The 14,022-nt window shown below is 42.7% G+C and carries 15 protein-coding genes; 7 read left to right on the forward strand and 8 right to left on the reverse strand.

From position 1 onward, the window contains the following. On the forward strand, positions 1–249 hold a 249-nt coding region (locus tag AB6E85_RS21650; protein WP_372144243.1), incomplete at its 5' end, for a hypothetical protein. Between the two features lie 527 nt (positions 250–776). Here the strand turns inward: AB6E85_RS21650 and crr are convergent. The 5 genes from crr to cysZ form a co-directional block, all read right to left on the reverse strand. Further along, a complete protein-coding gene (gene crr / locus AB6E85_RS21655; protein WP_004737851.1) occupies positions 777–1,286 on the reverse strand; it encodes a PTS glucose transporter subunit IIA in 510 nt (169 codons plus the stop codon). A gap of 106 nt (positions 1,287–1,392) precedes the next feature. Next, a complete protein-coding gene (gene ptsI, locus AB6E85_RS21660) occupies positions 1,393–3,117 on the reverse strand; it encodes a phosphoenolpyruvate-protein phosphotransferase PtsI (protein ID WP_017061935.1) in 1,725 nt (574 codons plus the stop codon). Positions 3,118–3,253: 136 nt separating this feature from the next. Beyond that, the gene (locus AB6E85_RS21665) at positions 3,254–3,511 is read right to left on the reverse strand and encodes an HPr family phosphocarrier protein (RefSeq protein WP_004734263.1); all 258 of its coding nucleotides are present in this window, start codon (positions 3,509–3,511) and stop codon (positions 3,254–3,256) included. A gap of 302 nt (positions 3,512–3,813) precedes the next feature. Then, complete coding sequence (gene cysK / locus AB6E85_RS21670; RefSeq protein WP_017061934.1) at positions 3,814–4,782, reverse strand: cysteine synthase A; 969 nt, start codon at positions 4,780–4,782, stop codon at positions 3,814–3,816. Between the two features lie 237 nt (positions 4,783–5,019). Next, a complete protein-coding gene (gene cysZ, locus AB6E85_RS21675) occupies positions 5,020–5,778 on the reverse strand; it encodes a sulfate transporter CysZ (protein WP_029235129.1) in 759 nt (252 codons plus the stop codon). A gap of 229 nt (positions 5,779–6,007) precedes the next feature. On the opposite strand from cysZ, the gene zipA reads away from it, so the two are divergent. The 5 genes from zipA (at position 6,008) to AB6E85_RS21700 (ending at position 11,498) form a co-directional block, all read left to right on the forward strand. Further along, positions 6,008–7,051: a cell division protein ZipA gene (zipA, locus tag AB6E85_RS21680; RefSeq protein WP_372144245.1), complete on the forward strand. Its 1,044-nt coding sequence runs from the start codon at positions 6,008–6,010 to the stop codon at positions 7,049–7,051. A gap of 92 nt (positions 7,052–7,143) precedes the next feature. Further along, positions 7,144–9,156: an NAD-dependent DNA ligase LigA gene (ligA, locus tag AB6E85_RS21685; protein WP_372144247.1), complete on the forward strand. Its 2,013-nt coding sequence runs from the start codon at positions 7,144–7,146 to the stop codon at positions 9,154–9,156. 389 nt (positions 9,157–9,545) lie between these two features. Continuing rightward, on the forward strand, positions 9,546–9,701 hold the full coding sequence (locus AB6E85_RS21690) for a DNA ligase (protein ID WP_372144284.1): 156 nt from the start codon (positions 9,546–9,548) through the stop codon (positions 9,699–9,701). After that, complete coding sequence (locus AB6E85_RS21695) at positions 9,682–11,070, forward strand: multidrug transporter (RefSeq protein WP_372144249.1); 1,389 nt, start codon at positions 9,682–9,684, stop codon at positions 11,068–11,070. Before AB6E85_RS21690 ends, AB6E85_RS21695 begins: the two co-directional genes overlap by 20 nt. A gap of 62 nt (positions 11,071–11,132) precedes the next feature. After that, positions 11,133–11,498, forward strand: a complete 366-nt coding sequence (locus tag AB6E85_RS21700; RefSeq protein WP_372144251.1) for a DUF2799 domain-containing protein — start codon at positions 11,133–11,135, stop codon at positions 11,496–11,498. 37 nt (positions 11,499–11,535) lie between these two features. Here AB6E85_RS21700 and AB6E85_RS21705 read toward each other — a convergent pair whose 3' ends face one another. After that, complete coding sequence (locus tag AB6E85_RS21705; protein WP_372144253.1) at positions 11,536–11,712, reverse strand: hypothetical protein; 177 nt, start codon at positions 11,710–11,712, stop codon at positions 11,536–11,538. Positions 11,713–12,063: 351 nt separating this feature from the next. Between AB6E85_RS21705 and cueR the strand changes: the two genes are divergently transcribed. Further along, on the forward strand, positions 12,064–12,459 hold the full coding sequence (cueR, locus tag AB6E85_RS21710) for a Cu(I)-responsive transcriptional regulator (protein WP_050647342.1): 396 nt from the start codon (positions 12,064–12,066) through the stop codon (positions 12,457–12,459). 36 nt (positions 12,460–12,495) lie between these two features. Here cueR and AB6E85_RS21715 read toward each other — a convergent pair whose 3' ends face one another. Both AB6E85_RS21715 and AB6E85_RS21720 read right to left on the reverse strand, forming a co-directional pair. Continuing rightward, positions 12,496–12,951 carry an NfeD family protein gene (locus tag AB6E85_RS21715; protein WP_372144255.1) on the reverse strand — a complete coding sequence of 152 codons (456 nt, stop codon included), beginning with the start codon at positions 12,949–12,951 and terminating at the stop codon, positions 12,496–12,498. Between the two features lie 3 nt (positions 12,952–12,954). Continuing rightward, on the reverse strand, positions 12,955–13,884 hold the full coding sequence (locus AB6E85_RS21720; RefSeq protein ID WP_017063395.1) for an SPFH domain-containing protein: 930 nt from the start codon (positions 13,882–13,884) through the stop codon (positions 12,955–12,957). Between the last annotated feature and the right edge of the window lie 138 nt (positions 13,885–14,022).

Here is a 14,022-nt window from a genome sequence, read left to right on the forward strand (position 1 = left end):
TTTTTTATTGCCTGCAATTTGGCGAAGGTGTATTTGAAAAAGTGCAATGTTGGTAGGCAGGAGCAAAAGCGAGATTCCCTATCGCGTTCGTTCCTCACTGTAGGGGATGACGGAGTTAGGGCGATGATGACCCTATTGCTTTGCAATATAAGTGTGGTGGTAGTCGTAAGTAACGGCTTAGTTATAACAAAGACTTTTATCGTCATTCCAGAGTCGAGTGGAACGAGGCATCAGGAATCTGGCTTTTAAGGAGAATGCTCTTTTAGTTATCGTTTAGCACTAAAGGGAATGACGAGTGCTCTATAGGTGGGTAAGGATATTTACGTCATTCCAGAACCGAGTAGAACGAGGTATCAGGAATCTGCTTTTGGTCGAGAAGTAAGTCAGATGTTAGGGTTCTTGTTGTAGTCGAAAGACAATAATCTAGATAAAGCTGATAACCTAGAGCATAGATGAAGAATAAGGAGTCATTGATGATAGCCAGCTCAGAATCGAACGGAACGAGATATCAAAGCCTCGGTGCTTGTCGAAAGTAATACTGCTTGGTCTAGCGTGTAGGATCAGCGCCTAGGGTGGCGTTTAACGTGGTTTAATAACAACGTAGGGTTATGTTGGTAATTAAGAATTAGGTATTACTGTGGCTTATTGAGGGATTGTTTACAGCAAGGTGAGGAGTAGTAATCAGAACTGTTGTTTAAGGAACTCGAGCAATATAACAGGTACAAAAAACGCCACCCTTAGGTAGCGTTTTAATTAAAGCAGATAAGTAATCGAAATTATTTAGTTACTTTAAGAACTGGAGTTTCGCCAACAGTTACAGAACCAGAAAGCTTGTTCAGCTCTTTGATTTCGTCCATGTTAGAGATAACAACTGGAGTAAGCGTAGATTTCGCTTTCTCTTCTAGAAGCGCTAGGTCGAAAGTGATGATAGTGTCACCAGCTTTAACAGATTGACCTTCTTCAGCTACACGAGTGAAGCCTTCGCCTTTAAGCTCAACAGTATCGATACCGAAGTGAACGAAAAGCTCAACACCGTCGTCAGACTCGATAGAGAATGCGTGGTTAGTTTCGAAGATCTTACCGATAGTACCGTTAACTGGAGCTACCATTTTATCGCCAGCTGGTTTGATAGCGATGCCGTCACCAACGATTTTTTCAGCGAAAACTACATCTGGCACGTCTTCGATGTTTACGATTTCACCAGAAAGAGGTGCGATGATTTCGATTGCACCAGCATCAGCGCTGTCATCAGATACAAGCTTTTTCAGTTTGTCAAACAGACCCATTGTGTCATGCTCCTAACGTTTAGTTTTATTCTGTAGAATATACTATACCAATCTAACAAATTAGACGACTATTTTTAGCCGTCTAACTTTATTAAGCATTTGGCGATTACTGAGTTTTCTCAGCGATGAATTTTTCTACGCAAGCTTCAATTTCTGCAGCTGTAGGTAGAGATAGTGCTTCGTCAGCCATAGCTTTAACTTCAGCGAAGTTAGAGTTACGGATTACTTTCTTCACTTTAGGGATAGAGATACCGCTCATAGAGAACTCATCTAGACCCATACCAAGAAGAAGTAGCGTTGCACGTTCATCACCAGCAAGCTCACCACACATACCAGTCCACTTACCTTCAGCGTGTGATGCATCGATCACTTGCTTGATTACTGTAAGAACAGCAGGAGATAGTGGGTTGTATAGGTGAGAAATCATTTCGTTACCACGGTCTACCGCAAGAGTGTATTGCGTTAGGTCGTTAGTACCGATAGAGAAGAAAGATACTTCTTTCGCTAGGTGGTGTGCGATTGCAGCAGCTGCTGGAGTCTCAACCATTACGCCGATTTCGATTTCTTCATCGAAAGCTAGGCCTTCAGCGCGAAGTTCAACTTTGTACTCTTCGATTGCTTTTTTCAGTTCACGGATCTCTTCAACAGAAATGATCATTGGGAACATGATACGTAGTTTACCGTGTGCAGATGCACGTAGGATACCACGTAGTTGGTCACGTAGGATTTCACGACGATCCAAGCTGATACGTACTGCACGCCAGCCTAGGAAAGGGTTCATCTCTTGTGGAAGGTCCATGTATGGTAAGTCTTTATCGCCACCGATATCCATAGTACGGATAATCACTGACTCGCCTTCCATTGCTTCAGCTACTTCTTTGTAAGCAACGTATTGCTCTTCTTCAGTAGGAAGCGCGTCACGGTCCATAAATAGGAACTCAGTACGGTACAGACCAACGCCTTCACCGCCGTTACGCAGGATGCCGTCACAGTCTTTTACTGTACCGATGTTGCCACAAACTTCTACACGGTGACCGTCTAGAGTTTCAGCGTGTAAATCTTTTAGTTTTGCTAGTTCAACCGCTTCTGCTTCGAAATCTTCTTTGATTTTCTTAGCTTCTGCTAATTCAGCATCTGAAGGGTTGATGATGATCTTGTTGTTCATCGCGTCTAGCACAAGCATGTCGCCGTTCTTAACTTGCTTAGTGATATCGTTAGTACCAACGATAGCTGGAAGCTCAAGAGAACGTGCCATGATTGAAGTATGAGATGTACGACCGCCGATGTCACAAGCGAAACCAAGAACGTAGTCTAGGTTGATTTGTGCAGTTTCAGATGGCGTTAGGTCGTAAGCTACTAGGATAACTTCTTCATTGATATCTGCTAGAGATACAATGTTGATGCCTAGAGCATTTTTAACGAAACGAGTACCGATATCACGGATATCAGTTGCACGTTCTTTTAGGTACTCATCATCAAGAGACTCTAGTGCAACAGCTTGCTCTTCGATCACAGTGTGGATCGCGTTGTCTGCGTGCATTTTGTCTTTCTTGATGAGTGCTAAAATCTCTTCTTCTAGCTCTTCATCTTCAAGCAGCATGATGTGGCCTTCAAAGATTGCTTCTTTTTCTTCGCCAAAAGTTTCAAGTGCTTTTTGCTTAACAACTTCAAGTTGCTGAGAAGATTTGTTACGAGCGTCAAAGAAACGCTGTACTTCTGCTTCAACTTGGTCGTCAGAGATAGATTGAGTGTTTAGGACAATTTCATCTTCTTGAAGTAGTAGTGCTTTACCGAAAGCAATACCAGGAGATGCTAGGATGCCTGAAATCATAGCCTTACCTTAGTTGTTCAACTGTAAACGGGAGAGTGTGTGACTTTAAGTCGTCGACTAATGTCGCGCTTATTCCTATCTATTTCGAACAAAGCCACTTTGCTATGCAAAATGGCTTTGAAAGAAGGAGACCGTATTAGTGTAGTTGATCCATAAGAGCAACTAGGTGGTCTACTGCTTGCTGAGCTTGAGGACCTTCAGCTGAAATAGTAACGTTAGTACCTTTTACTAGGCCTAAAGTTTGTAGTTTGAACAGGCTTTTCGCGCTAGCGCTTTTGCCGTTAGAAGTCACTGTGATGTCAGCGTCGAAAGATTTTGCTTCTTTAACGAACTGTGCAGCTGGACGAGTGTGAAGACCGTTTTCTGCTGTGATTTCTACTTGCTTCTCGTACATTTTATATACCCCAATTAATTTATTTTTTGTAAGTTTGTAACCAGATTAGCTTAACTGCTTTAGCCCAAATGCGCTAGAGGCTAGTACGCCATGTTCGTGTTAGAACTTAGACTGGTTATAAATTTTTATCCAGCCATGGTCGTCTTTTGCTGAGTACTCATGACTTTCAGAATTTGTTTATTGCTTCTTTTATTTTGAAGCGAAAAATAAAACAGACCCGATATTACCAAAGGTGGGGCAGGGATCAACAAAAAAGCCCCTAAACGGGGCTTTTTTGGACGAAAAATTGATTTGACCACATATTATTGTTGGTTCTCTTTTTCCGTAAAGATGCCAGCAAATAGGGCTGTGCTTAGGTAACGCTCACCAGAGCTTGGCAGTACAGTAACGATAGTTTTTCCTGCAAATTCAGGTAGTTCGGCGATTCTGTTTGCTGCTACAACTGCCGCGCCAGATGAGATGCCTGCAAGAATACCTTCTTCTTTCATTAGGCGTTGAGCCATCTCAATCGCTTCTTCAGAAGTTACCGATTCAACACGGTCAATAATCTCTAAATCTAGGTTTCCAGGGATGAAACCTGCACCGATACCTTGAATTTTGTGCGGAGCTGGCTTGATTTCTTCACCTGCAAGAGCTTGTGCAATGACTGGAGACTCAGCTGGCTCAACCGCTACTGAAGTAATCGCTTTGCCTTTTTCACCTTTAATGTAACGACTTGTACCAGTGATAGTACCGCCCGTACCAACACCCGCTACAAACACGTCGATTTCGCCGTCTGTTGCTTCCCAAATTTCAGGACCAGTCGTCTGCTCGTGAATCTGTGGGTTCGCTGGGTTGTTGAACTGTTGTAGTAGTAGGTACTTGTCTGGGTCTGAAGCGACAATTTCTTCTGCTTTAGCAATCGCGCCGTTCATGCCTTTTGGTGCTTCAGTCAGCACTAGGTTTGCGCCAAGCGCTTTAAGCAGCTTACGACGTTCTAGGCTCATTGATTCAGGCATAGTTAGCGTTAGTTTGTAACCGCGTGCTGCTGCTACGAATGCAAGTGCAACACCTGTGTTACCACTGGTAGGCTCAACAAGTTCGATACCTGGCTTAAGCGTACCCGCTTTTTCTGCTTCCCAGATCATGTTTGAACCGATACGACACTTAACACTGAAGCTTGGGTTACGAGCTTCGATCTTAGCTAGGACGTTACCTTTGCTTACTTTGTTAAGGCGGACTAGAGGTGTGTTACCAATCGTTAGGGTGTTGTCTTCGTAGATCTTGCTCATGCGATATTCCTTCATTTATTGACAGAACTAAACGTAGTATATCAATCACTTTACCGTCTAGTGTCTTTCGATGTTTGTTCAGCTTGAATTTAGATTAAACAAGTTGAAAAAAAGGTAAAAGGATTAAAAAGTTATATCATATAGATATGTAGCAGAATTCACGCCTATCTTTATTGAGATCAGAACTTCAAAAAGATAGGCGAAACTAGGAAGTATAGGCGGGGTAATAGACGAGAACTATAGACGAGAACGCAGAGCTTGGTCTTTAAACTCAGCAACCCACATCGCCGTCGCGCCGCAAACGGCAACGGGCATTACGATCAGGTTTAGAATTGGAATTGTGGTGAACACAGAAACAAGCGCGCCAAAGCTGTAGCTCTTGCCTTGTTTTTGTTTCAAATTGTTTCTCATGTCATCAAACTTGATTTTATGGTTATCGAACGGGTAGTCGGCGTATTGAATCGCTAACATCCATGCTGTGAAAATGAACCATAAAAACGGTGCAACGGTTTGTCCTAGTGCTGGAATTAACAAAAGCAGGAATAAACCGATCGCTTTTGGCAGAATGTAGACAAGCTTGCGCCATTCTCTCGCTAATATACGTGGGGTATCTTTGAGGACATCAAGTAAACCATCGTCATTAACTTTTTTACCACTCAACAACTCTTCAACTTTTTCCGCGAGTAAGCCGTTGAACGGTGCGGCAATGAAGTTAGCGAGCGTACTAAAGAAATACGAGAACGTGGCCAAGACGGTTAACACAAGCAGTGGCCATAAAATGTATGACAACCACGACAAGAAGCTTGGCAATGCACCAATCCAACCTTCAATCCAAGTATTTAGGTTGGAGAAGATATAAAACAAGGCACCACCAACGAGTAACACGTTCGCGATAAGTGGCATTAGTACAAACTTACGAATGCTCGGTGATAAAGCGATTTTTATTCCGAAAATAAAATAGCCAAAGCCGGAGCGGGGAACAGATTCAATAGTCATATTTAAATTAGGTCACATGTGAATTTGGTTAAATAGCAAACATGTCTAGTGTACTCGACCGAAATTAAGAAAAAAAGCGTGGTGAAAATCACACCATGTAAGGAACTAATTGTATTAAGTTGTTCTAAAACAGTGGCTACTTTTGATAGAGTAGTGAGATTAGCCAAATTAACCCAACTTAGTGACAGCGTGTTTATAGCTAGTTGACTAAGAAAGCTGAGAGCGAAAAATGCAGGAATTGCGATTTGTACTCATTATTGTTGGCGCATTAGCTATCGCCGCATTATTGTTCCATGGTCTATGGACGAGTAAAAAAGAAGGGAAAGCAAAGTTTGGAGATAAGCCGCTCGGTAAGCTTGATAATGACAGCTTAGATGAAGCAGAAACTATTCCAAACCGTTCATTCGCCCCAGAAGATGATTTTGAGATAATCCGAAAAGAACGTAAAGAGCCGGATTTTGCTGTTTCACCCTCTGAGACTGATCCGCTGATCGACTCAGATCCGCTAACAGCGCCACAAGCGAAAGAAGCTTACGAAGATGACATCGAATTGAATGATCTTCCTTCTTTCAGCGTAGAAGACCCAATTAAGGTTGAAAGTGAACCTGAAGTGATTGAGGAAGAGAAGGTCGTTGAGCCTGAAGTTCCAAGCTTTGAGTTGACTGACGAGCAAAAAGAAAACCACGCCGGCTTTAAAGAGCAGTACGGTTCGTTTGAAGAATCTTCTGAGACAGTTGATGAGCCACTCGTTCCAAACGAAACGCTTACTCAACGAGAGCCAGTTGTTGCGAAAGAAGTCGTGACTCCGCAAAGTGCGCCCGTTGAAGAAACTCAGCCAGATGAAGAACTTGGCTTAGAAGTGATTGTTCTTAATGTTCATTGTGCTGGAGAGATCCCATTGGTGGGTACTGAACTTTTCCGCAGCATGGAGAACAACGGTCTAACTTATGGTGAGATGTCTATCTACCACTGCTTTGCACAATCTACAGACGCACCAAAAGTTATTTTCAGCGTAGCAAACATGATGCAGCCAGGAACGCTAGAACATGATGATCCTGCTGACTTCACGACTAAAGGTATTTCGTTCTTTATGACGTTGCCTTGTTACGGTCAAGCTGATCAAAACTTCAATGTGATGCTGAGTGCGGCGCAGAAAATTGCCGACGATATGGGCGGAAACGTGTTGGATGAGTCACGAAACTTAATGACACCAAACCGTTTATCTGACTACCGCAAGCAAATCAGAGATTTTATGACGGCATCGCATGCCTAGCCGTATTGTTTAGCCTTGTAAATAATCTATATTTATAGAAAAGGGCTCCTAAGGGAGCCCTTTTTGATATTTCAATCACGATAGAGAATGATATGAAAGAATCGATTCAAGTTACCTTAGAGCAGTTAAGAGAAACTCTGCATTATCACGCCGTTCGTTATTACGTAGAAGATAGCCCTGAGATCCCTGATGTCGAATACGATCGATTAATGCAGCAATTGCTAAAGATCGAAGAAGAGAATCCTGAGCTTGTGACGGTGGATTCACCAAGCCAGCGTGTTGGCGGTCAGCCTTTAGATGGCTTTACGCAAGTGACTCACGAAATCCCAATGCTTTCTCTAGACAATGCATTCTCTGACGAAGACTTAGATGCGTTTAATAAGCGAATGTCTGATAGAGCGCCAACCGCGAATCTCAAAACTTTCTGTTGTGAGCCTAAGCTTGATGGCCTTGCAGTTAGCTTGCTCTATGTGAATGGTACCTTAGTTCAGGCTGCGACACGTGGTGACGGTGCGACGGGTGAAAACATCACTGAAAACGTGCGTACTATCAGCTCTATCCCACTTAAGTTGCAAGGTGAAGGCTGGCCAGAGCGTATTGAAGTTCGTGGCGAAGTGTTTATGCCAAAAGCGGGTTTCGATAAGTTGAATGAGTTGGCGTTGAAGAAAGGCGAGAAAGTCTTTGTTAACCCACGTAATGCCGCTGCAGGTAGCCTACGTCAGCTTGATTCTCGTATTACAGCGAAACGTCCATTGGCTTTCTACGCATACAGTGTCGGTGTTGTACAAGGCGCTGAGCTATCAAATAGTCACTACCAACGCTTCTTACAGCTTAAAGGTTGGGGCTTACCTATGTGTCCCGAGACTAAGCAACTGAGCTCTCTCGAAGACGTGAAAGCCTATTACCAAGATATTATGACTCGTCGTGATGCTCTGGCTTACGAGATTGATGGCGTTGTTATCAAAGTCGATGATATCGCGGCTCAAGAAGTGCTTGGCTTTGTTGCTAGAGCGCCACGTTGGGCAATTGCTTATAAGTTCCCAGCTCAAGAAGAGATTACACTGCTCAATGACGTTGAATTTCAGGTGGGCCGTACTGGCGCGATTACGCCGGTTGCTAAACTGGAACCTATCTTCGTAGGCGGCGTGACGGTCAGTAATGCCACTTTACACAATGCCGATGAGATTGCGCGTTTAGGCGTGAAGGTAGGCGACAGCGTGATTATCCGTCGTGCCGGTGACGTTATTCCGCAAATTGTGGCTGTGGTCCCCGACCGTCGTCCTGAGTCAGCAAAAGATATTGTTTTCCCTGATGCTTGCCCTGTATGTAACTCTGCAGTTGAACGCGTTGAAGGCGAGGCTGTAGCGCGTTGTACAGGCGGTTTGGTGTGTCAGGCTCAACGTAAAGAAGCGCTTAAGCACTTTGTGTCGAGAAAGGCATTGGATGTTGATGGCCTTGGCGTAAAGGTGATAGAGCAACTTGTAGACCGTGAAATGGTAGAAACGCCCGCTGACTTGTTCAAGCTCAGCGCGGGAGTGATTACAGTACTTGACCGCATGGGGCCGAAATCGGCGCAAAATGTGGTGAGTGCACTTAATAAAGCCAAAGACACAACATTGGCACGTTTCCTTTATTCGCTAGGTATTCGTGAAGTGGGTGAAGCAACTGCGATGAACTTGGCGCAACACTTCAAAACACTGGAGTTGGTTCAAGCCGCAACGCATGAACAATTAGTTGAAGTGTCCGATATTGGTGACATCGTCGCTAGCCATATCACAAGTTTCTTTTCGCAAGAGAAAAACAGAGCGGTAGTCGATCAGCTGATAGAACTTGGTGTTAACTGGCCTATTATCGAAGAAACTGCGGATGACCAAGAGCTACCACTAGAAGGAAAGGTAGTTGTGTTGACGGGATCATTATCTCAATTAGGTCGTAGTGAAGCCAAAGCGGCATTGCAAGCATTGGGAGCGAAAGTGACGGGTAGCGTATCTAAGAAAACGGACATCTTGTTTGCCGGTGAAGCTGCGGGTTCTAAATTAACCAAAGCACAAGATTTAGGCATCGAAATAAGAACAGAAGAAGATCTAATAGCCCTTATTTCGTAAGTAAATACAGATAAAAAAAGCTCAAAGGCACTCCTTTCAAGGGAGTGCCTTTTTTGTTTCTGATATAAAAATGAGGGCTTTTTAATTGTTGAGAATTTTGTTCCTATACGAACTCTAGAATTAGGACAGTGACGCTGCTCAACATTAATGAAATACCGTTATAGTTGTATCAAAAATGCGAGTCACTTCTATGTTTATAAGAATGTCATTGGCTTAAGTATTTGATATTTATTGTTTTTGTTGTTTCTGGTTGTGAGCTTTACAATTTATCGATCTGGATCACTAAGTACCTACTAAATTTGCACCAACTCATATTTTTTTAGATGAAAATTAAGTTCTCATTGATCTTTTTGAGGGCGAAGTTAGTCTTAATGCCATGGATGCACACGATGTGCATAACCAGAAAGGAAATAGAGAATTCAGCGTTAAGGGTTCTCAAACAAGAAAAGGTATTTCTCTCTACGGCGGCCAACTTTAGGCGGGGAATATTCAAACAGCTATATCCATTTTTAGGAGTTTTATTCCATGGAAAACAAATTTTTTAAAGTATCTGCGATTACAGCAGCAATGGTAGGTGCACTTTCTGCTGCTCCAGCTTTGGCAGAAGATCCTGTCGGCCCTGAGTACTCTGGTGAAGTATCTGAGTTCTTCTCTGAATCTACAATTAGCGGTAATCTTAATTTCATGATGCGTGCTCGTGATCGCGGTAACGTAGATGCGAATGGCAACAATACTAAAAAAGTAACTAACTTAGATCATGGTTCAGTTTTTGCTAATTTAGGTTTTAATTCTGGTTATATTGGCGGTGTTGCTGGTGCAGATGTTGTTATCTACAGCACATTCGATATGTGGCAAAACGGTGGTGCTGACCACGAAATGAACTTCTGGGGTGTCAACAACCCTTATGATAAAGAAGCGAAAGATAGTGGCTGTTCAGATGTTTGGACCGACTGTACTGACAATGGTGTGTCATTCGCAACTGCAAATGCTAAGTTTAAGTTTGGAGACAGTGTTACAGCAAAGCTTGGTTACTTCCAACCATCAGTGCCAAGTTCTTTAGGTGTTAACTGGTCTTTTGCCCCTGGTACGTACATGGGTGGTGAAGTTGGCGCGACATTTGGTGATCTGTCTTTAGGTTTAGTTGTTGCGGATGAGTACAAAGCTCCTTGGTTCAAAGAAACATACGAATTCCAAACTACGAATGGCGAAGATGCGGGTACTCTATACTCAATAGGCGGCCGTTATGCTATGCAAAATGGTATCTCAGTTGATGTTGGTTACGGTGCATTGACAGACGGCGATCGTAAGAACTTCCACGTTAAGGTTAAGGGCACCACAGATGGTGGTTTATACTGGTCTCCACAACTTTATGTAGTTGATGATGATGAACAGTATGATAGCACTGCATTCCAAGCAGCGATGCTAACGGCGTTTTCTTCTGGTCAATATTCTTACCGTGCTGAAGCTACATATACCGCAGCAGAATCAGTTGACTCTGCTCTAGCTGGTAATATGGCTTACCGTCTGACTAGTCAGTATGGTGGTTCAAATGGTGCTTACGACATTTGGTGGAACAACCGTTCTGACTTTAACCACGATGGTGAAATTGCTTTCTTCCTATCAGCAGCTCGTGACTTCTCTGATATCGGTGGTAAAGGCTTTAGTGCTGGTGTGAATGGCGCTTACGGCTTTGGTTCTGAAGCTCAGGGATACGATGATTTGACTGAATACTCTTACAGTTTCTTTGCGAATTATGCAATACAAGCTGGTGCCTTGAAAGACGCAAATGTTAGTTTCTACTACACTAACTACTACAATGATACAGATGCACCAAGCTGGGCAGGTTACACGAACCTATTCCAAGATGAAGAAGACTTTAAACTTATGTTAACAATTCCTTTTTCTGTAAAGTAAGTTGATGACATGGTAATTGAAGCTGGGCTAGTGCCCAGCTTTTTGCTTTTTAGGAGGTATTTATGAAACGTATTATTCCCGTCACATTAATTGCTTTTAGTCTGGCAGCATGTACTTCTTCACCGAAAACAGCATCTGAGTTTTGGTATGGTCAAGGTGAGCGCTTTGGCTCTCACGGCTATGCGATAGATAATGACTCGTTGGCAAGTATCAAAGAAAAGGTAGAGTTTGATGAATCTGCTTACCTTGCTGGTTATGAAAAAGGAAAATTAGAGTATTGTGATCCCTTCAAAGCATTTGAAAAAGGGACTACAGGGACAAGGTACACAGATCAATGTGCCGATATGCCTCAGGAGGTGATGATCAAAGCAGAGTGGCAAAGAGGCTGGGATGCATTTATTGGTGCTGACTTCTACAACTTTAGATAGGTTCAAGGGCTATTGCCCTAAAACCTACCCACTGTAATTATTGATGTGTACCACCATATGCCTTACACAGTTCACGGGGCAGTTGCTTTACTGCACCGTCACTAAATGTGCACTGGACACCTGCGCCAAACACGTTACCTGCACTGTTTTTCGCAATAGAGACTGGAGCTGAAAAAATAAACACTGAAGCTAGTGCTAAAGTTAAAAGTTTCATATTTTCCATCCTTTGTACTTACCAAAAAATAAAATAAACAGCATTTAAACGTCATGCTTAATACCCAATTATGTATACGACTGATGAAAGGTTAAAGTTATATAAAAATTTTCAATAAAAAATAACAATAGCTAATTTAAATATATCAATCAGTAACTTATTGATTTCTGGTTGTGATAAGTGTCTATAAATGCAGGTTATTTACTTTATTGAAGGTAAAACAGTTATAAGTGGCAGACTTTATTTTCTTAAATTATATTTATTATGCATTCAGGTGTTCTAGGTGTACTATTTGCTAGCGCCTCAAAGGTAACTTTTGCCGAAGATACATCAGCTTATTAGAGTAATATCATGAACATAAGTGAAGCCGCTAAACTTACTAACTTATCAACGAAGTCTATTCGTCTTTATGAAGACAAGGGGGTTATTACAGCCCCTTTACGCTCGGAAAATGGCTATAGAAGCTACGACAAGAAGCAGATCAAAGAACTTGGTATAGTTGCGAAAGCGAGAAGTGCGGGTTTTTCACTCGATGAGTGCCGTGCGCTTGTTGAATTAGCTGACAATCCTTGTCGTGAAAGTGCCGACGTTAAAGCGAAAGCGCTTAGTAAATTGGAAGAGGTAAACAAAAAAATTGAAGATCTTTTGGCAATTCAGAAGACATTGAAAGAGTGGGTTGAACAATGTCCAGGTGACTCAAATAGCCATTGCCCGATCATTGATTCACTTGTAGAGAAAAAGCCATAAGTGGGCTACTTATGGCTCTGATAAGGAATGCTTGTATTACTCTTTAGTTGGAGTAATCGTTAATACTATGCCATCTACAGCAGTGACGATCACCTCTGTGCCTGCTTCTAAGTCGTGATTACTAACAGCTGACCAAGTAGTATCACCTAAACGGATACGACACTTGCCTTTTTTAATGTCAGTATCGATTCGAGTTGTTTGACCTACCAGTTGTTTTTCCCTTTGGTTTAACTCTCGCCCTGCATCGGACTGCTTGTCATTAGACAGTTGTCTTCTCCACCACAACCAAGTGGTAATAAGAGAGAAGCTAGCAAAGGACAGCCATTGCATCTGCCAACCAATTGGTAATGAGCCTAATAGGGCACCGACCAGCATGGCAGATATGCCTATCCACAAAAAGTAACCAGCGGTTCCAATTAGCTCAAGCGCTAACAATGCTAGACCAAACGCTAACCAATGCCAGTGGTTTACTTGTTCTAGTAATTCGACCATATGTTAGTCCTTACTACCTTTGTCATTCTTATGTGCAAACATCTCCGCGATACCTGCGACAGAACCCATAAGGCCAGTTGCTTCGAGTGGTAGCATGATGATCTTGCCGTTTTCAGCTTGGCCTATAGATTTCAATGCGTCGGTGTAACCTTGTGCAATAAAGTAATTAACCGCTTGCATGTCACCTTGAGCAATTGCCGTTGATACCATTTCTGTCGCTTTAGCTTCTGCTTCTGCGGCACGCTCACGGGCTTCTGCTTGCAATATTGCCGCTTGCTTCTCACCTTCTGCTTTCAGGATCTCTGATTGCTTGTGGCCTTCTGCTTTCAAGATCTCAGCTTGTCGTACACCTTCTGCCTCTAGGATATCAGCACGTTTATTACGCTCGGCTTTCATCTGGGCATTCATCGCAGCAGTAAGGTCTGCTGGTGGCTGTACGTCTTTAATTTCGATACGGGTGACTTTTACGCCCCAAGGATTTGTCGCTTCATCAACGATGTTCAGTAGCTTGGTATTGATCATGTCACGCTGACTCAGCATCTCATCCAGTTCCATCGAACCAAGCACAGTACGGATATTGGTGAGGGTTAAGTTACGGATCGCATGTTCAAGGTCATTCACTTCATAAGCCGCCTTAGGCGCGTCGATAACTTGAACAAAACAAACCGCATCGATAACCACATTTGCATTATCTTTGGAGATGACTTCTTGTGCTGGGATGTCGAGAACACGCTCCATCATGCTAATGCGCTGTCCAACTTTATCAATAAATGGAATGATTAAGTTAAGACCCGGTTTAAGGGTGTGTGTGTATCGCCCGAAGCGTTCAACGGTCCAGTTGTTGCCTTGTGGAACGGTTTTTACGCCAGCGAAGATAAATAACAGTGCGACGGCAGTAAAGACGCCGATAGTAATCAAGGTATCAATAGGCATACAAAATCCTTTGCAAGTTTAAGTTTTTGATAGTTCAGTATTGATACTGGCTCATATTTAAATTCTGAGCAAATTTATAAACGAGAAATGGGCCATAAAATATTGATTTTATGGCCCATTTTACATTCTATTATGCGA

Source organism: Vibrio sp. 10N.247.311.51 (assembly GCF_041467855.1).
In the GTDB taxonomy this organism is placed as follows: domain Bacteria; phylum Pseudomonadota; class Gammaproteobacteria; order Enterobacterales; family Vibrionaceae; genus Vibrio; species Vibrio coralliirubri.